We start from the raw sequence: 21633 nt of genomic DNA, 5'->3' as shown, positions 1-21633 counted from the left end.
CCGCCCATTTCGGGCGGCTTTTCTATTTGTGGTCGCGAGACCGGTTTCAGTTTGCGTAAAAGGCTGGAAAAATATTCCATGCTTGCTTGAAGGGCAGGGCGCTTCCTCATAACGTCCTCTGCGAAACAGGAAGGACGGAAGCCATGTTCCAATCAGTGCTAGACGCTATCGGCAATACGCCATTGATCCATTTGAAGAAGGCTTCCGAACTGACCGGCTGTGCAATTTATGGCAAGGCCGAATTTCTCAATCCCGGCCAGTCGGTAAAGGACCGCGCAGCGCTCTATATTATTCGCGATGCCGAAAAACGCGGACTTTTGAAGCCCGGCGGGGTCATCGTTGAAGGTACGGCGGGCAATACCGGCATTGGCCTCACGATGGTTGCAAAAGCGCTTGGCTATCGCACCGTGATCGTTATTCCCGAAACACAAAGCCAGGAAAAGAAGGACGCCCTGCGCCTGCTTGGTGCGGAACTGATCGAAGTGCCAGCCGCCCCCTATCGAAACCCGAACAATTATGTGCGCCTGTCCGGACGCTTGGCCGAACAACTGGCAAAGACGGAGCCTAACGGTGCGGTATGGGCTAACCAGTTCGACAATCCGATCAACCGGCAAGCCCATATCGAAACGACAGCACAGGAAATCTGGCGCGACACTGACGGTAAGGTCGATGGATTTGTCGCCGCTGTCGGATCGGGTGGAACGCTTGTCGGCACTGCATTCGGCCTGAAAGACCACAATCCCGACATCAAGATAGCACTTGCCGATCCACATGGAGCCGCACTTCATTCCTTCTATACGACAGGCGAACTGAAAGCCGAAGGCGACTCGATTACAGAAGGCATAGGGCAGGGGCGTATTACTGCCAATCTTGAAGGGTTCACTCCCGATTTCTCCTATCGCCTGTCGGACGCGGAGGCGCTTGATATCGTGTTCGACCTCGTGGAAAATGAGGGGCTTTGCCTCGGCGGTTCTTCGGGTATCAATATTGCAGGTGCAATCCGGCTTGCAAAAGATCTCGGGCCGGGCCACACAATTGTGACGGTGCTTTGCGACTATGGTAATCGTTACCAGTCCAAGCTGTTCAATCCTGCTTTCCTGCGCGGCAAGAAACTGCCCGTACCGGGATGGCTGGAGAAGAATACCGAGATAGACATACCGTTCGAGGGATAATCATGGCATACGAGACCGAAGCGCTTTTCCGCGAAGATTCCTATCTTTCAACGGCGGAGGGCACGGTTCTCGCCATTACCGAAACCGGCGGGATCATTCTCGACCAGACGAATTTCTATGCGACCTCTGGTGGCCAGCCAGGGGATATCGGTTTTTTTGAACGCGCGGATGGTTCTCGTATCGAGATAACCGCGACTGTTACCGGCGAAAACAAGAACGAAATCATTCATGTTCCAGCAGAAGGGCAAGCTTCGCCCACAGTCGGTGAGAAGCTGGTTCTACACGTCGACTGGCCGCGTCGCTACAAGCTGATGCGGATGCATACGGCTTGTCACCTGCTTTCCGTTGTATGCCCGTTCCCGATTACTGGCGCTGCAGTGGGCGAGGATGAAAGTCGCGTTGATTTCGACCTTCCCGACGCAAGCTACACCAAGGAATTCGTGACGGAAAAGCTTATGGAGCGGGTGAACGCCAATGACGCGGTTGCCATTCGCTGGATCAGCGATGAAGAATTCCTCGCAAATCCGGATATCGTGAAGTCGAAGAATGTGCGTCCGCCGGTCGGGCTCGGTCGGATACGCCTTGTTCTCATCGGCGAAAACGGTGTGGTGGATTCGCAACCTTGCGGCGGTACGCACGTTTCCGAAACGCAGGAAGTGGGTGAAATCCACATCGGCAAGATCGAGAAAAAGGGCAAGGAAAACCGCCGGTTCCGAATTCGTTTTGGCGCCCTGCCAGAGGCTTGAACCCATTGTTTTCCGCATGTTTCCGGTTTTGCGAAACATGCTTGAGGAGTGTTGACCCATGGTAGAGAAAAGCGCCTTCGTCGTTTCACGGGACTGGTTGAAAGAGCGGCTCGGCAAGCCCGGCCTCGCGATTGTCGATGCCTCCTGGTATCTCCCGGCTGCTGGACGCAATGGTGAGAGCGAATACAACGCAGGACATATTCCGGGCGCCGTATTCTTCGATCAGGACAAGATTGCTGACAAGGAATCCGGCCTGCCGCACACCCTGCCGTCGCCACAGCTTTTTGCGCAGCATGTCGGAGCCATGGGAATCACGGCTGATGAGACCGTTGTGGTCTATGACGGAGTTGGCATGTTTTCAGCGCCGCGCGTCTGGTGGATGTTCCGTGTCATGGGTGTGAAAAATGCCTATGTGCTTGATGGCGGCTTCGACGGCTGGAAAAAGGCCGGTTACCCGGTCACCGATGAAGTGACAAGGATTGCGCCAACGCTGTTCACGCCATCGTTCAACGAGGCAGCAGTCGTTGATTTCAAACAGATGCGAGAAATCGTTGACGAACGACGCTCGCAGATCGCCGATGCACGCGCAGCCGGTCGCTTCACGGGACGCGATGCCGAGCCACGTGCGGGCATGCGCTCCGGCCATATGCCCGGAGCGCGCAACGTTCCCGTCGGCACCTTGTCTGAAAACGGTGAGTTGAAGGATCTGGCGAGCCTGCGCAAGATTTTCGATGAAGCCGGGGTCGATCTTTCCAAGCCGGTGGTTACAAGCTGTGGCTCCGGCGTAACGGCGGCGGTCATCATGCTGGCGCTGGCGTCGGTCGGTCACACGGATAATCGTCTTTACGATGGCTCTTGGAGTGAGTGGGGCAGCAGGCAGGATACGCCCGTTGTCACCGGTGAAGCCGAAAAAGTATGACCGAAAAACTGACCGCCCGCATCACCCATCTGGAAATGTCTGCCCGTCAGGCCACTCAGGTGCCAGTGCCGTCTGGTATCCGCCTCGCGATCATGCGCGCGGGCACCATGCCGGTCCATTATTACCGCTATCTCTATGAACAGGTCGGCCGCAAGCATCACTGGATGATGCGGCGTGTACAGACAGACGGGGAAGTTGCAACCGCAATTCACGCCGATACGACTGAAATCCATGTCCTTTACGCGGATGGCTGCCCGGCAGGTTTCGTCGAGCTTGATCTCTCAGCCTTGCCGGAAGCCGCCGAGATTGTCTATTTCGGCCTTATCAATGATTTTCAGGGGCGGGGACTGGGCAAGTTCTTCCTCGGTGAAGCCATTTCCGCCGCCTGGGCGCATGGGCCGGAAAAGGTGATGATCCACACCAACACGCTTGACAGCCCGCGTGCATTGCAGCTCTACCAGAAAATGGGTTTCGTGCCTGTGGGATGGTCCGAAGAAGTCATCGAACCCTGGAAATGATCCGTGGCGCTATCCGCGCGCCACCTCACGAGCACTAGCTATAGAAACGACGGACGCGCTGGCCAGGCGCCCGCTTTCCTCATCGAAGACCACACAATTGCGTCCGCGCTGCTTGGCCATGTAGAGGCAGCGGTCCGCGCGGCTGAGCACCTGCGAATTCGTCTCGTTCTTCGGTGCAGAGGCAACGCCGATACTGATCGTCAACGGATAGACCTGATATTCGGTCGTATGAAACGGTGTGTTTTCTACTTCCGCGCGAATACGTTGTGCAACACGCATACCGGTTTCGCCGCTCGCCCCCGGCAGGAAAACACAAAACTCTTCCCCGCCAATGCGACCGACGAGGTCACCTTTTCGTGTCACATTCTGGAGTGCGAAAGCAATCAGCTTCAAAGCGCGATCGCCCACCCCGTGTCCGAACGTATCATTGATTGCCTTGAAGTGATCTGCGTCAACGACGAGCAACGTCCCGGTCTCGATACGGGAGCGGCTGATCTTCATGGATTCAAACAGCGCTTCGCGGTTGAGAAGGCCAGTCATGTGATCGATCCTCGAGCGCGCCTGCAGTTCGACATGCGCCTTTTCGAGCTGGAGATAGGCATCTTTCAGCTTGCCATGCTGATGAAAAATATATGCAAGGGAAGGGAAAGCTGTAGCCGCAGGAATCCCTGCGCTTAGAGTAAGCGCAACGACGCCCGGGCTTACGCCAGCTGAATAAGCCACAATCGACGTCGCTCCTATCGAGAACAACACGACAGACAGCGTTATCAGTGCTGCTTTCAAAAGAGCAGTCTTCTTCATGCCCTCGCACTCCCAACCCTGAGTGAGGATGATCAACGACCCCGCCTGAACCCCAGATGAACGGGCTTTATTTTGCGGGCCTTATAAAAGGAACGCCTGTGAGGGGAAAGATACCACCATGCACTTCCTACAATTTTTTGTTTATGCGTGCCATTAATGACACAATCATAGGTAGCATATCGGTTTTATATTACGAGAAAACCTAAATAAGCACAACTATGTTTAAAAGAATTGCCTCAACGAGACATAAATCGCAAGTCTCTAATATAACTCGGAAATAGCTTGAACGGGCTACTATAAAAATCCCGGAGCGGCGAGCTGCCCGAAACTCCGGGATTCTTAACTGTTATTGTCTTCAATCAGAAGACCGCCAGATATTTCAGCAGTGAAATTATACCAATTATGATCACGATAACTTGAGCGATCTGTTTGACCTTGGCGTCCAGAGGCAGCATGTTGATGAGATAAAGCACGAGGAAGATAACAAGAATTGTTATCAGAAGGCTGATGAGGATGGACATAGGCGGTCTGATCCTTCCCGGAACTTGGGTTGCGTTGCTCACCGACGGCCGTTCCTTCGCGCCGTCTGATTGAGCCCGTTCAAACCGAAAGAAAGAGCAGGACTCTTGCTGCCGGCACATCGTTTCCAATCCAAAAACAATGTGCCGGTTAACGTCCCAAGAAAAAGAAGGTTCCGTTTTATAAGCAAGAACTTAAATCAAGCTGACGCCGAACAACGCAAGGCATTCCAGATAATCAGCTGCGCATACTGCCCGTCTCGCGGCGGCGCTGATGCCAGCTGAAGGCTTCTTCGATCAGATGAGGTGTATGCCCGCCACGCGTGCATGCACGGTCGAAATAATCGTTGAGCTGCGGGCGATAATCCGGATGTGCGCAATTGTCGATGATGACACGTGCGCGTTCGCGCGGGGCGAGGCCGCGTAGATCGGCAAGGCCCTGTTCCGTTACCAGAATGTCCACGTCATGTTCCGTATGGTCGACATGCGTGACCATGGGAACGACAGAGGATATGGCGCCGTTCTTGGCTTCAGACTTGGTGACGAAGATTGAAATGAAGGCGTTACGGGCAAAGTCGCCGGACCCGCCGATCCCGTTCATCATATGTGTGCCATCGACATGCGTGGAGTTCACATTGCCGTAAATGTCGAATTCCAGCGCTGTATTGATGCCGATAATGCCGAGACGGCGGATGACTTCTGGATGATTGCTGATTTCCTGCGGGCGCAGAATGAGCTTGTCTCGGTAACGGTCGATATTATTGAAGACCCGCTCTCCACAGGCGGGACTGAGCGTGATTGACGATCCGGATGCAAAGTCGAGCTTTCCGGCATCGAAGAGATCGAAAGTGCTGTCCTGCAGCACTTCGCTATACATGCGCAGATTATGGAACGGGCTATCCCCAAAGCCATTCAACACGGCGTTCGCAATGGTGCCGATACCGGCCTGAAGCGGGTTCAGCGTCAGGTCGAGACGTCCGGCGGCCACTTCCTGCATCAGAAATTCGATCAGATGGCCAGCAATTGCGATGGTTTCGCCGTCGGCCGGCTCCACAGTGGATGCGCTGTCATTCTCTTGCGTGATGACGATGCCTGCGATCTTTTCCGGCGGGATCGGAATATAGGGCAGGCCGACCCGGCTATCGCATGCCGTGACCGGTATCGGATCGCGGGAAGGGCGCTTCGTCGGAATATAGATGTCGTGCAGACCTTCAAGGGCCATGGGCTGGTTGAGATTTACTTCAACGATTACCTTTTCAGCCAGAATGGCAAAACTTGCCGAGTTGCCGATCGATGTCGTGGGAATGATCCCTCCGCTTTCGGTAATGGCAAGGGCCTCAACGACAGCGTAATCGATGGGCCCGATCTGGTTCGAGCGCAATTGCTCGACAGTTTCGGAAAGATGCTGGTCTATGAACATCACTTCGCCGCGATTGATGGCGGCACGCAGGGTTCTGTCGACCTGAAACGGCATACGCCGTGAGAGCACGTGGGCTTCGGTGAGAAGCTTGTCAACATCGTGACCGAGCGATGCTCCAGTAATCAGCGTGATCTTGAAGGGGTCAGTTGCGGCACGGGCGGCCATGGCAACCGGCACAGCCTTAGCGTCGCCAGCGCGGGTAAACCCGCTCATGCCGACGATCATGCCGTCCTGGATAAGGCTTGCGGCTTGCTCCGCGGTAATGATCTTGTCTCGAAGCGAAGTGTTTCGAATACGTGCTTCCAACATCTTTAAATCTACCTTCCTTCCCATCGGGCCTTCCCATTCGGTCCTTCCCATTCGGGCTTGAGCCGGAAATGGCGCTCGCCGTCTCGAAAGCAAGATACTGCTACCGACCATTTGCGAAATACGCCGCCGCCCGGGTAATAGCGCATATGAACCGCCAGCACACGCATGCTTTGGTCTTAGATACCAAGACAGATTGCCCTGATACGGAGTGTATTTCTCACGTCGTACGATTCTTCGAAATGATTGAAATCAACGATGCAAAGCACGCTGCCGCACGGTCCAATTGACATGAGGGGCAGGATATAAACGGCTGATGCTCGATGATACGTATTGTTTTGGCAAGTTAGGGATGCGACGTTTTTAGCAAGTTAGAGATGCGACAGGTGCTGACGTTCAGCCCCCATGCCGAGTGGCTGGTCAGGGTTGCAAGCGAGGAATGGGGGCGGGTCGATAGGTGCCCTTCGGCTTTAGATCCCATGAGGAGTGAACAGCGGCCGTCGCTCTGGCAGAGTGAGGTTGCATCAAAACACTCGCTCAGGAGGAGCAATTTATGGAACCCGCATCCATTCATCCGACCGCTGTCCGCACTGATCTTGGCGCAATTTTTGTGTCATTGGAACTAAGCCGATCGACTTGGTTGATCACTTCGTTGTCGCCGGGCAGTGGCGAGAAGATGTCGAAGCATGTAGTGGCCGGTGGCAATGTGGCAGAGCTGCTGGATCGATTTGAGCAGCTACAGCACAAAGCGCGGTTGAGAACAGGAACGTTGTTTCCTATCGTAACAATCCAAGAGGCAGGATTGGACGGCTTCTGGATACACCGGGTGCTGGAGGCCAATGGTATCGAGAGTCACGTCGTAGACGCAGCTTCGATCGCGACGTCTCGTCGACGTCGGCGTGCCAAGACCGACAAGATTGATGGAGAGGCTCTGACGCGCACATTGCTTGCGTTCAAGCGCGGCGAGCCACGCGTATGTGCGATGGTTAAAGCGCCAGATCCGAAGGACGAAGATCGGCGTCGGATATGCCGGGAACGCAAAGTTTTGATTGCTGAGCGGGTCAGGCATGTCAATCGCGTTAAGGGGCTACTCTTTGCTCAAGGCGTCAGCGGCTATCAACCGCTCCGTAAAGATCGCCGTCGGCGGCTGGAGGAGCTCCAGACCGGAGATGGGCGTGAGTTACCGAAACACCTGAAGGCTCAAATTAATCGCGAACTCGACCGTCTCGACTTGCTGCTGGAACAGATTGCTGCAGTGGAGAGCGAGCGGAATTCTCTCCTGTCAACGTATGAGCAGCCAGCGGTTGAGGCAACTTCGCCCGCGGCGATGCTGCTGTCCCTGAAGGGGATTGGCGCTGAGTTTGCCGCCGTCCTTTGGACCGAAGCCCTGTCCCGGCGTTTTGATAATAGGCGGCAGATTGCCGCCTATGCCGGTTTGACACCAACCCCATGGATGAGCGGGACCATCGATCACGAACAGGGTGTCTCAAAAGCAGGAAACCCTCGGCTGCGCACCACGATGATTCAACTGTCTTGGTTGTGGCTACGCAATCAGCCAGCATCAGCGCTCAGCCGTTGGTTTGTGGATCGGGTTCAGTCGAATGGTGGACGCTTAAAGAAAGCCGCGATAGTTGCCCTGGCGCGCAAACTCCTTATCGCGCTGTGGAAGTTTGTCACTGCGGGTGTTGTCATCGAGGGGGCTGTCATGAAGACTGCGTGACGACCAAAAAATTACCGAATACACAAATCTTCCAGGACTGATCACTCCTGGCGGATCCAGGTGAGCGAACCGCCTCAAAGTCGGGCTTCAAATGCCGCGCTTTAGATTGGTCCCGTTCTCCTGAGCCTTGCCGCTACGCAAGCGGGATGATGGTGCTGCCGGACAAAACGGCGACCGTATGTGAGTTTGAACCGGTGACGGAAACGTGCCGCGTCAAGCAAGATGGCTCAGACCATGGGTTCGATACAAAATCGAAGGGGACAAGCTATGGAACAATGATTGATCTTGACGACGAAATCCTCATGTGAGCTTTCTTAGTAACAATCATTCCGTCGCTTTGGGTCATGCACGACATCACCCGCCAGCTGAAGCTTCTTCGCCGCTCTGGGCAGCTTGCCTGCAGCTGGAATCGGATACCCAAAGCGACATTGAGGTGCATTGACGATCATTATTCGGCTGCTGTCCGCCTCATCAGTGCCTTCTCCCGGCGCGCGATAACGTCAGGATCGTTCATGTAAGCGGTGCGCGATTTGCGCTCACGCTTCTGATACCCGTTCCCGACACTGCCATCAGGCACGCCAAACAGATGGTTCGTCTGACCTGTGCGACGGGGACCGCTCTTGCTGCGTTGCAATTCCCGGCCCGCCTGCATCTCGGCCACAATCGAAAGCATGTCATCCAGTCGCTTGTTCTCGACAACAGGCGACCGGTGAACAGAACGAAGCTTGTCGAACGTTGTATAGGGCAGGGTGTCCGTACCATGCATGATCTCCAGACGACCATCGGGATAGTCGCAGACAATCACCTTTTGTCGAGCCAGCCGCTTTGCAAGCTCCGTCGGCTCCAGGATGAACAGCACCTTGTCGTAACGCAGCGTCAGTGTTTGCGACAGTGTCCGCACTTCCTTCCGGCACATCGCACCATCGATGTTCTCATGTGCGGCCAGCGGTCGGTGCATATCTTTGGGATTGCGCGGATCCTTTCCAAAACGGGCATTGAAGTCTGCAATATATTCCGGCGCATAAGCATTGGCTGCTTCGATCGTATCAATGCCGCGCAGTCGCAATTCCTTGACCAAACGATCCTGCAAAGTTCTGTTTGCCCGCTCGACACGGCCTTTGGCCTGCGGGGTATTGGCACAGATAATGTCGATGTTGAGTTCATAAAGCGCCCGGCCAAACTGGGTCAGACCGATCGTGCGATCTTTCTGCGAACCATGGGTCGTGCGAAACACACCATGTTTGTCACTGTAAAAGGCCAGCGGCTTGCCCCATTGCTGCAGGTAGGCCTTCGTCGCATGAAAATAATCAAACGTGTTCTCTGATCCAGCGAAGCGCAAATGCAGGAGCTTGCCCGTGGCATCGTCAATATAAACGAGGAGGGCGCATTTGGGACCCCGCTCCTCAAACCACCAATGATGCGAACCATCGATCTGTACCAGCTCACCAAAGCAATCACGCCGACCGCGCGGCTGATGCAGTTGTCGCTTGCGTTCGCGCCGTGACGTCCACAAACCCGCCACCGTCATCCATTGCCGCAGCGTCTCCTTGCTGACCGAAAGCCGGTGGCGTTCGGCAAGCTTCTCACAGGCCAGTGTCGGTCCAAAATCCCGATAATAAGCCCGTACCAGATCCAGCACCGCATTCCGGAAATCCTCGCTGTAACGACGATTGCTCGGGCGTCCGCGTCGTCCCGAAATCAGACCCGAATGCCCAAGCTTGTCGTAAGCCTGTAAAAGACGATGGATCTGGCTGCGGCTGAGATCCAGCAATGCAGTCGCCTGGATAACCGTCAGACGACGATCTCGAATCTTCTGAATGACTTCCAATCTATTGAGTTCTTTCTGCGACATCGTAATCAAACAAGACATGGCAACTCTCTAAACGGATACGTGTGAAGAGCCGCCCAGTCTTCCTTTCCTCGTTCGATCTGAACAGGGCACGCGACCTAAAAATGTCGCATCTCTATCTTGCCCATCTGTCGCATCTGTATGTTGCTGTTATACGTATTGATCACATAAGATAGATTATGGAACTACCCGATATAAATCCGACGTTGAATTGGCAGCCTTGTGAATAGCAGAGCTTCTTCAAGGCTCAATACGAGCCCTGAGTTGTCAACCAAAGGCCCTAGCGGCGCCGAGCGATATAGAGATGGCCTGGAACTGGTGATCCTTGTTCGCTGCGCACGACAATATCTTCGCAACGCACACAATCCATTCCGTGATTGTCGAGCATTGCACGCACATAGGATTGTGCATGTGCAAAGCGCTGATAGTCTCCAACCATGAATGCACGCCCGGCCAGCCGCGTATCGTCGAGAGTCTCGCTGGAAAATCCGAAATGTCCACCCGACGACAGATGCGCAGCAACACCTGCGAAGAACTTGTCGAGCTCGCCCATATAAGGAAGAACATCAGTGGCGATGATCAGGTCCCAATCCGTTTCATCGGTAGTTTCGAGGAAGCGCACGGCCTCGCCAACGAACAGTGCCTGATAATCACCTTTCTCGTAAGCCACTTCGATCATGTTCTCTGAAATATCGACGCCGGTTTTATGCTCAGCCATATCATCGAGCGCGTCAGCGGACAGACCAGTGCCGCAACCCAGATCGAGCATACGTTCTGCGAAAAACTCTTCATTCATCTCAAGGAGCATTTCGCGCAGCTGCAACGGAACGTCGTAACCGAGCTGATCAACGAGGATCGTATCGAACATCTCTGCATGCTGGTCGAAAAGCGTCGACACATAGGCATCCGGCGCCTTGAGTGGAACCGCTCCACGTCCCATGCTTGCAAGCCGCACTGCAGCGCCTCCGTGATCATCGGGATCGATACGCAAAACGTCTTCATAGGCCTTGGCAGCCGCATCGAAATCCCCAGCTTTTTCCAACGCGAGTGCCCGATTATAGGCTTCTGCAAGCGCTTCCTGATCAAAAGCCGGTTTGTCGTTTTCAGCCATGAAGATAGGCCCTTCTTCTGTCCGTCACCTGTTAGGTACGGCATGTAACTATTTGTAAAATCAGAATTTTTAGTTCAAACGACATTCGAAAGCGTAGAGCAGGAAGAATATCCCTCCCCGTTTCCTACGCTTATCCGGCAAACGTCGCAAGCGGTTCCGCTTATATCGAAAAACGTTGCCTATTCCGCAGCGGCCGTGACGCGTTCGTCATGCCCCTTATGGTCCGCAAGCTTTCGCGCGATCACGGCACAGGCCATAAGCTGAATCTGGTGAAAGAGCATCAAAGGCAGAACAATGCTGCCAACATTTGCGCCGGCAAAAATCGCGCTTGCCATCGGCGCACCGCTGGCTAGGCTCTTCTTTGATCCGCAAAACATGATCGTAATGCGGTCCGAACGATTGAACCCAAGCCATTTGCTGCCGTACCAGGTGGCGAGCAGGACAGCGACCAGCAGGATAATATTGACGCCGACCATCATGCCGAGATCATCCCATGAAACGGTACGCCAAAGCCCTTCGACCACGGCTTCGCTGAAAGCCAGATAAACCACCATCAGGATCGAGCCGCGATCAACAAAGCCGAGCGCCTTGCTATGGCGGCGCATGAAATTGCCGATCCATGGCTGCAGAATCTGCCCGAGCACGAACGGTGCGAGCAGTTGCAACAGAATGGATTCCAGCGCGTCGATCGATATTCCGCCGCCGCCTTTGACAGCGAACAACAGGCCAACCAGGAGCGGTGTGAGAAACATGCCGAAAATGTTCGATGCTGACGCCGATACGATTGCGGCTGAGACATTGCCGCCTGCAATTGATGTGAAGGCGATGGACGACTGGACCGTCGAAGGCAGAACACAGAGAAAGAGGATTCCTGTGTAGAAAGCCGACTGTGACAAGCCGGGAATGGTCCAGCCTGCTACCAGACCGAGGATCGGAAACAGGATGAACGTCGACGAAAGGACTGCCAGATGCAGTCTCCAGTGCGTTATGCCTGCAACTACAGCCTCGCGAGACAGCCGGGCGCCATGCAGGAAGAACAAAAGCCCGACTGCGAATTTCGTCGCCAGTGCGAACCAATCTGCAAATTCACCGTGCACGGGAAGCACCGACGCAATCAGAATGGTCACGATCAGCATGCTGGTGAATTTATCAGGCAGGAAGCGCATCATATCGTCCAATCTTGCAGGCACCGTGGAACGCGGCGCCCGCTTCATTCATACGGTTATTTCGGCCCGATTTGGTTCACTCGTAGCCGTTGGGATTCTTCGATTGCCAATGCCACATATCCTGGCACATTTCGCGCAGGTTCTTCTCTGCCGACCAGCCCAGGAAATCGCGAGCAAAACTCGGATCAGCGTAGCATTCCGCCACATCGCCCGGACGGCGTGGTGCAATCTCGTAATTGATCTCGCGATTCGAAACATGTTCGAATGCCTTGACCACATCGAGAACGCTATAGCCCTGCCCCGTACCCAAATTGACCGAGAAGCACTGCGGCTCATCGAGCTTCTTGAGCGCTTTCAGGTGACCGGCAGCCAGATCCACCACATGGATATAGTCGCGAACGCCGGTGCCATCAGGCGTGGGATAATCATTGCCCCAGACATTCAGTTTCTCGCGACGGCCGGTGGCAACCTGCGCGATGATCGGCATGAGATTGTTCGGGATACCTTTCGGATCTTCGCCGATCAGGCCGCTCTCATGCGCACCAACCGGGTTGAAATACCGCAGGATGGCAATCTTCCAGCTATTATCGCCGTTATAAATATCGCGAAGCATGTCTTCGATGACCAGCTTGGTACGGCCATAGGGGTTTGTTGCCGTTAGCGGCTGGTCTTCGGTAATCGGCAGTTTTTGCGGATCGCCATAGACCGTGGCCGACGAGCTGAAAACCAGTGTCTTGACGCCGGTGGCTTCCATCGCTTGCAGCAGGCGGAGCGTACCCACCACATTGCAATCATAATAGAGCATCGGCTTTTCGCTCGATTCTCCAACGGCTTTCAGACCTGCAAAGTGAATGACGGCAGTGCATTTATGATGCCGGATCACCTGTTCCAGAAAGGCGCGATCACGGATGTCACCCGCTTCGCGGCGCGGCGGACGCCCGGTAATCTTTTCGATGCGATGCAGGGCTTCCGGGTGGCTGTTGTCAAAATTATCGACCACAACGACGTCGTGGCCTGCCTCGATGAGCTGAACGCAGGTGTGCGAGCCGATATAGCCAGCGCCGCCAGTCACAAGAATTGTCATCGTTTATGTATCCGCTTGTTGAACATACCGCCCCGATGTGCGATCCCCGGCTGACTATGCAAAATCAGTAACAGACTTCAAGCCACACGGTGCGATTCTCTTGAATGGTTGCAGTAGATCAGCCAAGTTTGACGGAGCGATGATGAAACCATCCCGCAATATTGATCGCCTTCTGGAAATCATGGCAGCGCTCCGCGATCCTGAAACTGGCTGTCCGTGGGATGTAGAGCAGAGTTTCGAATCTATCATGCCCTATACGCTTGAGGAAACTTACGAAGTCCTCGATGCCATAGAGCGCAACGATATGGATGATCTGCGCGAAGAGCTTGGCGATCTGCTGTTGCAAGTGGTGTTCCATTCACGCATGGCCGAAGAACAGGGCAGCTTTGCTTTCGGTGATGTCGTGGAAGCCATCACGCATAAGATGATCAGGCGGCATCCGCATGTCTTTGGCGACGCTGAAGCCAGAAGTGCAGGCATGGCCAAGGGCTCGTGGAATCGCATCAAGGCCGAAGAAAAAGCCGAAAGAGCCGAACGACGCTCGAAACTCGGGCTGGAAACAATCGAAAAGAACGGCTTTCTGGACGATATTCCACAGGCCTTCCCTGCCCTTCTTCGTGCGCTGAAGCTCCAGCAGAAAGCCGCGAAAGTTGGCTTCGACTGGTCTGAGGCAGCCCCGATCCTCGACAAGATCGCCGAGGAAACCGCAGAGCTTAAGGAAGCCATGGCGGCGAAGGAACGTGCGGATATCGAAGAGGAATATGGCGACCTGCTGTTTGCCATGGTCAATCTTGGCCGCCATCTTGAGATCGACGCAGAAACTGCACTCGTCGCCGCCAATGAGAAATTCAAGCGGCGGTTCCATTTCATCGAAAAGACGCTCGATGAAACCGGAAGCGATCTTGATGCCGCGACCCTCGATGAAATGGAAGCAATCTGGGGTGAAGCAAAGAAAAAAGGCCTCTAACTATTTGTTTTTACGCATTTCCGGACGCAAAACCGTTTCACACTTTTGCTGGAATGCTCAATCGCCTTATTTTTCATCTTCCCATTTTGGGCGGAACATCTGATAGACGCTTTCCGTTGTTGCGAAATCCATATAACCGAGCCTGCTGACCGGTCTCGCTTTCGCAATATCGATGAGACCATCAGTCAGAACCTGTTCATCGATATGCACACCGACGACTTCACCAATCACCATGTAATTGTCGGTCGGCCTGCCCTCTTTGTCCTGCAATCGCTTGATTTCCACCGCCACACATTCAAGCGCGGCATAAGCTTCCTTGACGCGCGGCGCTGCTATAAGCCTGCTTGGTGCCCTGGTGAGCCCGGCATATTCAAACTCGCTGATCCCGCGAGGCGCATTGACGGATGACGCATTCATCTGGGTTCTCAAATGATCGCTCACCAGATTTGCCGTGAACTCGCCGGTTTCCTCGATGAACGAAACACTGTCCTTCGCGCCGCTCGATGAAAACATAACCATCGGCGGCGTGTCGCAGATCGCGTTGAAGAAGGAGTAGGGCGCGAGATTGACCGCGCCCTCTTTCGACTGCGTCCCGATCCAGCCAATGGGGCGCGGGGCAACAATTGCCTTGAACGGATTATGGGGCAGCGGGTGCCCTTCCCTTGGTTCATAAAACATATGTTTATCCGTTGATTAGCAAGTCTTGTTGGAGTCGACTCTAAGCTTGCGTCCATGGGCCGGAATATTCAGTCACGATCTTGTCCATATCGGCCCTTGGGCGTTCCGGCATCTTGTTTGCTGCCGTTCCGATATGAACGAAACCCGCAACACGTTCATTGGGCGCCAGTCCCAGAAAAGCGCGGGCGGGTGCGTCATCTGAATACCAGTTTGTAATCCAGTTGCTGGCATATCCAAGCGCGCTGGCAGCAGTGCACAGGTTCATCGCGACAGCGCCTGCCGAAAGGAACTGCTCCCATTCAGGAATGCGTTCGTGCGCAACCGGCGATGACACCACGCCGACAACGAGCGGCGCGCGTGAAAAGCGTGTCAGCTCCTTTTCTTTCCGTCCTTCCGGCATTGGGCCTTCAATTTCTTCGGCGCGTTGAGCCAGATACTCGCCGACTTTCAGCCGTGCATCGCCGCGATATAGGATGAAACGCCAGGGCGTCAGGCGTCCGTGGTCAGGCACGCGTGCTGCAACTTTCAGCAAGGCTGCAAGTTCCTCACCCTCGGGAGCTGGCTCGGAAATAACCGAAATCGGGGTGGAACTGCGCTGCGCTAGAAAGTCAAACACCGGATGGGCCACGGTTAACCTCGTTATTAAAATGCTGCTTCTCTTGCTCCACTTATTCGGAGCTGCTTCTTCTCGCCCGTTGCATCTGAACTGTAAAGTTAAAATTCAGGAATGGATTAAATGCTGGAAGTTGGAAAAATGCGAGCACGGGAAGCGATTTGGCCTTGAATTCGCCACCCGCATAGGCTCAAAAATACAGCATGTCGGATTGCTTGAACCTGTTTTATCCAAAGAGAAAAAATGCCCTACGCGGAGGATCGTTTTTGACAGCGGTTCTGCTCGCCGTCAGTGCAATGCCTTCAATGGCTCAGGGCCTTGATCCCCAGACAAGTATCCCACAGTTGCAGACCACCACGACCGGCCTGCCGGACTTGCCGCAACCGACGCTCAATCTCCCCACGTTGAACACTTACGCCTCCCCGTCCAGCCCCGAGAACAATCCGCTCGTCCAGACACGTGAACTCGATCTCAAGGCGCGGTTGAGTGAAAGCGGCGGTGACATTCCGACAGGTCTCGTATGGCGCGTATTTTCGCCTGATGTCGGAGCTGATGGTCAACTGCCGTTGATCGCAAGCGCGCAGGGCGGTAGCGCTGTGTTCAATCTGCCGGAGGGCAGCTATCTGGTGCATGTGGCCTATGGGCGCGCCGGAGCCACCAAGCGCATTACCGTCGGCAATGCGACCCGTCATGAAATAATGATGCTCGATGCAGGTGGCATGAAACTCAGCGCGATTCTGCCGGACGGCGGCAAGATCAATGACGATCTCCTGCGTTTTTCTATCTATGCCGACGAAGACAATAATGATCGTTCGCTGATCGTGCCCGACGTCAAGCCAAACACAGTCATTCGCCTCAACAGCGGCACCTATCATGTTGTTTCGAACTATGGCACCGCGAACGCCACCATTCGGGCCGATATCCGTGTGGAAGCGGGAAAACTGACGGAAGCGACTGTCCAGCATCGCGCCGCGGAAGTGACGTTGAAGCTTGTACGCGAGCGCGGCGGCGAAGCACTTGCCGATACGTCCTGGTCCATCCTGAATGCTTCCGGCGATGTGGTGCGCGAAAGCGCTGGCGCTTATTCATCGATGGTACTTATCGAAGGCGATTATGTTGCTGTCGCCAAGAACAAGGACCGCATCTATCAGCGAGATTTCAAGGTTTCATCCGGCAAGAATGAGGAAGTCGAAGTCGTTGCCAATGGCGAATCCGAATCTGTCGAAGACACGCTGGATTAATCCATTGAATGACCTGCAACATTATTTTAGCCAGCCAGTTGTTGTAATTTAGTTATAATAAAAAAGATAATACTCTTTCCCCTTCTTAGAGCCGAACCGAAAATTAAGTTGAGCGATTTCAGGAGTTTATGATTCTCTGTGGTTTACCAAGACTACGGAGGATCACATGGCCTGGACTGAAACCGCCCGTCGCGACTATGCCAGACGAGGCTTACGCTATACAAGCGACTGTACTGATGATGAATGGGCTGTTGTCGCGCCGCTTTTGCAGCCTATGAGCAAGGTCGGACGTCCGCGCGAGCATGATCCACGTACGTTGTGGAATGCGATCCAGTATATGGCGACAACGGGCTGCCAATGGGCGCAGTTGCCGAAGGAATTCCCGCCGTTCACGACAGTGCAGTACCATTTCTACCGGATGCGCGACAGCGGCTTGCTTGATCTTATCAATGAAATTCTGGTTGCGATGACACGGCTGTCCGAAGGCCGCAAGGCGGAGCCGACGGCAGCCATTATCGATAGCCAGTCGGTGAAGACGACAGAAGCTGGTGGTCCGCGCGGCTATGATGCAGGCAAAAAGATCAAAGGGCGCAAGCGCCATATCGTAACCGATATGGTAGGCAACATGTTGGAAGGCATCGTGCATGGTGCTGACGTTCAGGACCGCGACGGTGCGCCAGATCTGATCGAGCGCGCATGCCAAAACCACCCCACGGTGAGGAAACTCTTTGCCGATGGCGGATATGCTGGCGAAAAGCTGACAACTGCTGTGGCACATATCGAAGCACTGGCGATAGAAATCGTTAAGCGCTCCGATCAGGCCAAAGGCTTTGTAATTCTGCCCAGGCGCTGGATCGTTGAGCGAACCTTCGCCTGGCTTAATCGTTGCCGTCGGTTGGCTAAAGATTGGGAAGCCTCTATCGCCTCGTCAGAGGCATGGATGTTCATCTCGTCAATCAGGCGTATGACACGCCGTATCGCAAGGTTGCAATTTTGAGTCGGGCACTTAGAGGAGGAGTGTCAATGAAATTATTGTTTAGTCTATTATTTCTCGCAAGCACGATGTTTTCAGGTGCAAACATTGCAAATGCTATGGATATGCACTCTAAGGAAGCCGCTCCTTTCGCAGGATTTGTATGCCTTGCGGACGACAACGGCATTTTCCATTGCCTGAACAAATGCGTTAAGGATTCAAAGTTGCCTTGGTGGCTACAGCTAGGTTGTCTGTGATATCAAGGTGCTGGGATTATGCTTTAAATAGAATGAGTTAGAGAGCTTTTCGATCTGATCCAATCAGATCGAAAAGCTCTAACGTATCAGACCTTGAAAACGTTCAACCGCCGCAAGGTCGTGACCAAAACTCAATGAGTCATGTTCATCGAGTTTTGGTATAAGATTGAAAATCAGCGATAAAAGCAAAAGGCCGCGCAATGCGCGGCCTTTTTATTGTTAGCCACCATTCTTGAGGCGGAGCAGATCGGGCGGGGTCGCCTCTTCCACCAACCGCGCGATGGCGTCATCGAGCGTCATGGATTCCTGATCCCTTGAACCGAGACGGCGCATATTGACCGTGTTTTCTTCGGCTTCGCGCTTGCCGCAGACGAGGATCACCGGAACCTTCTGCAACGAATGCTCACGAACCTTGTAGTTGATCTTCTCGTTGCGCAGATCGGTCGCAACCTGCAGTCCAGCGGCTTTCAGCTTGGCTGCAGCCTCCGCTGCATATTCGTCTGCATCCGAGGTGATCGTGGCAACGACGACCTGCACCGGAGCAAACCACAGCGGCATGTGACCGGCGAAGTTTTCGATCAGGATACCAAGGAAGCGCTCCATCGAGCCGCAGATTGCGCGGTGGATCATCACCGGCTGACGCTTTTCCGAATCCTTGTCGATATAGAAGGCGCCGAAGCGTTCCGGCAGGTTGAAGTCCACCTGCGTGGTGCCGCACTGCCATTCACGGCCGATAGCGTCCCTCAGCGTATATTCAAATTTCGGACCGTAGAACGCACCCTCGCCCGGCAAAATGCCGGTCTTGATGTTGTTGGACTGCTGCTGAATCTTTTCCAGCACAGACATCATCACGCTTTCGGCACGATCCCAGAGCTCATCCGAACCGACGCGCTTTTCAGGACGGGTCGATAGCTTGATGGTGATCTCTTCGAAACCGAAATCCTTGTAGACCGATAGGATCAGGTCGTTGATACGCAGGCATTCCGCAGCCATCTGCTCTTCGGTGCAGAAGATGTGCGCATCGTCCTGCGTAAAGCCGCGCACGCGCATCAAGCCATGCAATGCACCCGAAGGCTCGTAGCGGTGAACATTGCCAAATTCCGCAAGCTTGATCGGAAGATCGCGGTAGGACTTGAGGCCATGCTTGAAGATCATCACATGGCCAGGGCAGTTCATCGGCTTCAACGCAAACACGCGATCATCGTCGGTTTCGTCACCGGCGACAGTCACCTTGAACATGTTGTCGCGATACCAGCCCCAGTGGCCCGAGGTTTCCCAGAGCGACTTGTCCAGCACCTGCGGCGCATTCACTTCCTGATAGCCATGGCTGTCGAGGCGGCGACGCATATAGCTCACCAGATTCTGGAACATCTTCCAGCCCTTGGCGTGCCAAAACACGACGCCCGGTCCCTCTTCCTGGAAATGGAACAAATCCATTTCACGACCGAGGCGGCGGTGATCGCGCTTTTCGGCTTCTTCAAGCATATGGAGATAGGCTTGAAGATCGTTGTCGTTGGCGAAAGCTGTGCCGTAGATGCGGGTCAACATCGGATTGTTGGAATCACCGCGCCAGTAAGCACCGGCGACCTTCATGAGCTTGAAGGAATTGCCGATCTGACCCGTTGAGGCCATGTGCGGGCCACGGCACAAATCGAACCAGTCGCCCTGATAGTAGATCTTGAGGTCCTGTCCGGCAGGAATAGCTTCCACCAGCTCGACCTTGTAGTTCTCGCCCTTGTCAGCAAAAACCTGCTTGGCCTTTTCACGCGACCAGACTTCCTTGGTAAAAGGCTTGTTGCGCTGAATGATCTCGCGCATCTTCTTTTCGATCACGGGAAGATCGTCGGGCGTGAATGGCTCATTGCGCGCAAAGTCGTAGTAGAAGCCGTTTTCGATGACGGGACCAATGGTAACCTGCGTGCCCGGAAAGAGCTCCTGCACGGCTTCTGCCAGTACGTGCGCCGTATCGTGACGAATGAGCTCGAGCGCGCGCGGGTCTTCGCGGGTCAGAATCTCAATCTTGCCGGAAGCGCCGAGAGGATCAGAAAGATCGCGCACGGTGCCATCGACGGCATAGGCAACAGCTTTTTTAGCGAGAGATTTGGAAATCGATTCCGCGAGGCCTGCGCCGGTCATCGACGCATCGTATTCACGCACAGAGCCATCGGGAAATTGCATGGAAACGGTATTCGACATTCTAATAATCCTTATCCAGTCCCGCCAACGATTGCGGGTGGGTTCATGCGTATGAAAATGAAGGTTGGGTTCTAGTCTTTTTTGCCCAGCCAGTAAAGCGCAACAGACTGACAGCGTCAGGTCGCGCCTGTTGACGGGAAAAGGATAGAATCATTTCCGGATCGGAAGACAGTCGATCTTCTGCTGCTTCAGCTGAGCGCATGCCTTTTCGGCGGAAGCCGAATCCTTGAAACCGGAAAAACGCGCGCGATAGACCTTGCGGCGCTTTTCAGCAGGAGAAATTTCAGCCTTCAAACCCGGCGCCACCTTGTCAACCGCCGGACGATACTTGGCCAGCAGCTCCTTTGCTCCGGCAACTGTCGGAGGAGCACCGAGCTGGATCGTCCAGGCCGATGCACCGGCGGCAACAGAAGCAATCAGGAAGCCGCCATCGCCCTGCTCGATACGAGAATCGTCGATCAGGTCGGCGACTGCATCAGCCTTTGGCTGGGCCGGAGCTACCTGCTTTGCGACAGGCTGTGGTTTGGCCATTGCAACGAGCTGTCCCGTGGCCTCAGTGCCTTCCGTGCCGAACCGTGTGAGCAGTTTCGCCATCTGGTCGTCGCGCTGCCGCGCCGATCCAGCGCCGAGAACGACGCCGACGAGGTGCTTGTCGTTGATGATGGCAGATGAAACGAGGTTATAACCGGATACATCCGTATAACCCGTCTTGATGCCGTCAACGCCGCCATAGCGGTACATCAGATTGTTGTGGCCGTTGCGAACCCGGTCACGGAAGGTGAAGGAGCGTTGCGAAAACAGTGCATATTGATCCGGAAAATCACGGCGCAACGACATGCCAAGCACAGCCATGTCGCGGGCAGTCGTAAGCTGCGTTGACTTCGCCGTCAGCCCCGACGGATTGACAAAGAAAGTGCTCTTCATGCCGATTTGGCGCGCACGCTGCGTCATCAATCGGCCAAAAGCCGCTTCCGATCCGGCGATATATTCGCCCATGACCGTCGCCGCATCATTGGCCGAAACGATGATCATGCCATTGATCGCATCGCGGACTGTGATCGTTTCCCCCGGCTTCAGCCAGAGCTTCATGCGAACCTTTGCAGCCGCATTTTTTGACACAGGCATTGCATCATCCCAATGCAGTGTGCCGGTCTTGAGGCCTTCGAATGCAAGATAGAGCGTCATCATCTTGGCCAGAGAAGCCGGTGCGCGCTGCACATTGGCATCGTCCTGTCCAAGGATTCGCCCGCTATCGGCGTCGAAAACGACCCAGGATGTATTCGCCATCGCCGCAGACGTACAAAGCACACTCGCACCGAACGCAAGGGATGCAACAAGACGCGAAAGGCGGGGCGATGATTTCAGCATAACAGCTCAC

Annotated in this window: 19 protein-coding genes; 8 read left to right on the top strand and 11 right to left on the bottom strand. The window is 54.5% G+C overall.

Annotation, left to right across the window (positions count from 1 at the left end; genetic code table 11):
* Positions 1-143 precede the first annotated feature (143 nt).
* Genes MKS82_RS03590 through MKS82_RS03575 form a run of 4 tightly spaced genes read left to right on the top strand, consistent with a single transcriptional unit; the run spans position 144 to position 3355 of the window.
* Entirely contained in the window at positions 144-1172 is a 1029-nt protein-coding gene (locus MKS82_RS03590; protein WP_109988139.1) for a cysteine synthase A, read from the top strand.
* A gap of 2 nt (positions 1173-1174) precedes the next feature.
* A complete protein-coding gene (locus MKS82_RS03585) occupies positions 1175-1918 on the top strand; it encodes an alanyl-tRNA editing protein (protein ID WP_109988138.1) in 744 nt (247 codons plus the stop codon).
* 58 nt (positions 1919-1976) lie between these two features.
* A complete protein-coding gene (sseA, locus tag MKS82_RS03580) occupies positions 1977-2837 on the top strand; it encodes a 3-mercaptopyruvate sulfurtransferase (RefSeq protein ID WP_109988137.1) in 861 nt (286 codons plus the stop codon).
* Complete coding sequence (locus tag MKS82_RS03575) at positions 2834-3355, top strand: GNAT family N-acetyltransferase (RefSeq protein WP_109988136.1); 522 nt, start codon at positions 2834-2836, stop codon at positions 3353-3355. The genes sseA and MKS82_RS03575 overlap by 4 nt, the downstream gene beginning before the upstream one ends.
* Before the next feature lie 9 nt (positions 3356-3364).
* On the opposite strand, the gene MKS82_RS03570 is transcribed toward MKS82_RS03575, so the two are convergent.
* The 3 genes from MKS82_RS03570 to MKS82_RS03560 form a co-directional block, all read right to left on the bottom strand.
* Positions 3365-4156 (bottom strand): GGDEF domain-containing protein, encoded by a 792-nt coding sequence (locus MKS82_RS03570; protein WP_109988135.1) that lies wholly within the window; start codon positions 4154-4156, stop codon positions 3365-3367.
* 359 nt (positions 4157-4515) lie between these two features.
* On the bottom strand, positions 4516-4677 hold the full coding sequence (locus MKS82_RS03565) for a Thivi_2564 family membrane protein (protein ID WP_010660091.1): 162 nt from the start codon (positions 4675-4677) through the stop codon (positions 4516-4518).
* Between the two features lie 235 nt (positions 4678-4912).
* A complete protein-coding gene (locus MKS82_RS03560; protein ID WP_109988134.1) occupies positions 4913-6403 on the bottom strand; it encodes an acetyl-CoA hydrolase/transferase family protein in 1491 nt (496 codons plus the stop codon).
* 550 nt (positions 6404-6953) lie between these two features.
* Here MKS82_RS03560 and MKS82_RS03555 point away from each other — a divergent pair.
* A complete protein-coding gene (locus tag MKS82_RS03555; protein WP_240578266.1) occupies positions 6954-8120 on the top strand; it encodes an IS110 family transposase in 1167 nt (388 codons plus the stop codon).
* Between the two features lie 448 nt (positions 8121-8568).
* On the opposite strand, the gene MKS82_RS03550 is transcribed toward MKS82_RS03555, so the two are convergent.
* The 4 genes from MKS82_RS03550 to galE all read right to left on the bottom strand — a co-directional run bounded on the left by MKS82_RS03550 (position 8569) and on the right by galE (position 13330).
* Positions 8569-9990, bottom strand: coding sequence for an ISNCY family transposase (locus tag MKS82_RS03550; RefSeq protein WP_240578367.1), 1422 nt, complete (start codon positions 9988-9990; stop codon positions 8569-8571).
* 259 nt (positions 9991-10249) lie between these two features.
* On the bottom strand, positions 10250-11080 hold the full coding sequence (locus MKS82_RS03545; RefSeq protein ID WP_109987862.1) for a class I SAM-dependent DNA methyltransferase: 831 nt from the start codon (positions 11078-11080) through the stop codon (positions 10250-10252).
* Positions 11081-11259: 179 nt separating this feature from the next.
* Positions 11260-12246 carry a bile acid:sodium symporter family protein gene (locus tag MKS82_RS03540; protein ID WP_109987877.1) on the bottom strand — a complete coding sequence of 329 codons (987 nt, stop codon included), beginning with the start codon at positions 12244-12246 and terminating at the stop codon, positions 11260-11262.
* A 76-nt stretch (positions 12247-12322) separates the two neighbouring features.
* Positions 12323-13330, bottom strand: coding sequence for a UDP-glucose 4-epimerase GalE (gene galE, locus MKS82_RS03535; protein WP_109987861.1), 1008 nt, complete (start codon positions 13328-13330; stop codon positions 12323-12325).
* Between the two features lie 142 nt (positions 13331-13472).
* Here galE and mazG point away from each other — a divergent pair, with 142 nt between their 5' ends.
* On the top strand, positions 13473-14297 hold the full coding sequence (gene mazG, locus MKS82_RS03530; RefSeq protein ID WP_109987860.1) for a nucleoside triphosphate pyrophosphohydrolase: 825 nt from the start codon (positions 13473-13475) through the stop codon (positions 14295-14297).
* A 66-nt stretch (positions 14298-14363) separates the two neighbouring features.
* Here mazG and MKS82_RS03525 read toward each other — a convergent pair whose 3' ends face one another.
* Positions 14364-14975: a flavin reductase family protein gene (locus tag MKS82_RS03525; protein ID WP_109987859.1), complete on the bottom strand. Its 612-nt coding sequence runs from the start codon at positions 14973-14975 to the stop codon at positions 14364-14366.
* A 40-nt stretch (positions 14976-15015) separates the two neighbouring features.
* Entirely contained in the window at positions 15016-15603 is a 588-nt protein-coding gene (locus tag MKS82_RS03520) for a nitroreductase family protein (RefSeq protein ID WP_109987858.1), read from the bottom strand.
* 281 nt (positions 15604-15884) lie between these two features.
* Here MKS82_RS03520 and MKS82_RS03515 point away from each other — a divergent pair, with 281 nt between their 5' ends.
* Together MKS82_RS03515 and MKS82_RS03510 are read left to right on the top strand one after the other, a co-directional pair.
* The gene (locus MKS82_RS03515) at positions 15885-16829 is read left to right on the top strand and encodes a hypothetical protein (RefSeq protein WP_445558065.1); all 945 of its coding nucleotides are present in this window, start codon (positions 15885-15887) and stop codon (positions 16827-16829) included.
* Between the two features lie 166 nt (positions 16830-16995).
* Positions 16996-17826, top strand: coding sequence for an IS5 family transposase (locus MKS82_RS03510; RefSeq protein ID WP_024899975.1), 831 nt, complete (start codon positions 16996-16998; stop codon positions 17824-17826).
* Positions 17827-18278: 452 nt separating this feature from the next.
* Here the strand turns inward: MKS82_RS03510 and thrS are convergent, their stop codons facing one another.
* Positions 18279-20255 carry a threonine--tRNA ligase gene (gene thrS, locus MKS82_RS03505; protein ID WP_109987855.1) on the bottom strand — a complete coding sequence of 659 codons (1977 nt, stop codon included), beginning with the start codon at positions 20253-20255 and terminating at the stop codon, positions 18279-18281.
* 150 nt (positions 20256-20405) lie between these two features.
* Positions 20406-21623: a D-alanyl-D-alanine carboxypeptidase gene (locus MKS82_RS03500; protein ID WP_109987854.1), complete on the bottom strand. Its 1218-nt coding sequence runs from the start codon at positions 21621-21623 to the stop codon at positions 20406-20408.
* Positions 21624-21633: the final 10 nt, after the last annotated feature.

Source organism: Ochrobactrum sp. A-1, from assembly GCF_022488005.1.
In the GTDB taxonomy this organism is placed as follows: Bacteria; Pseudomonadota; Alphaproteobacteria; order Rhizobiales; family Rhizobiaceae; genus Brucella.
This window is presented reverse-complemented; position numbering and strand designations above follow the sequence as displayed.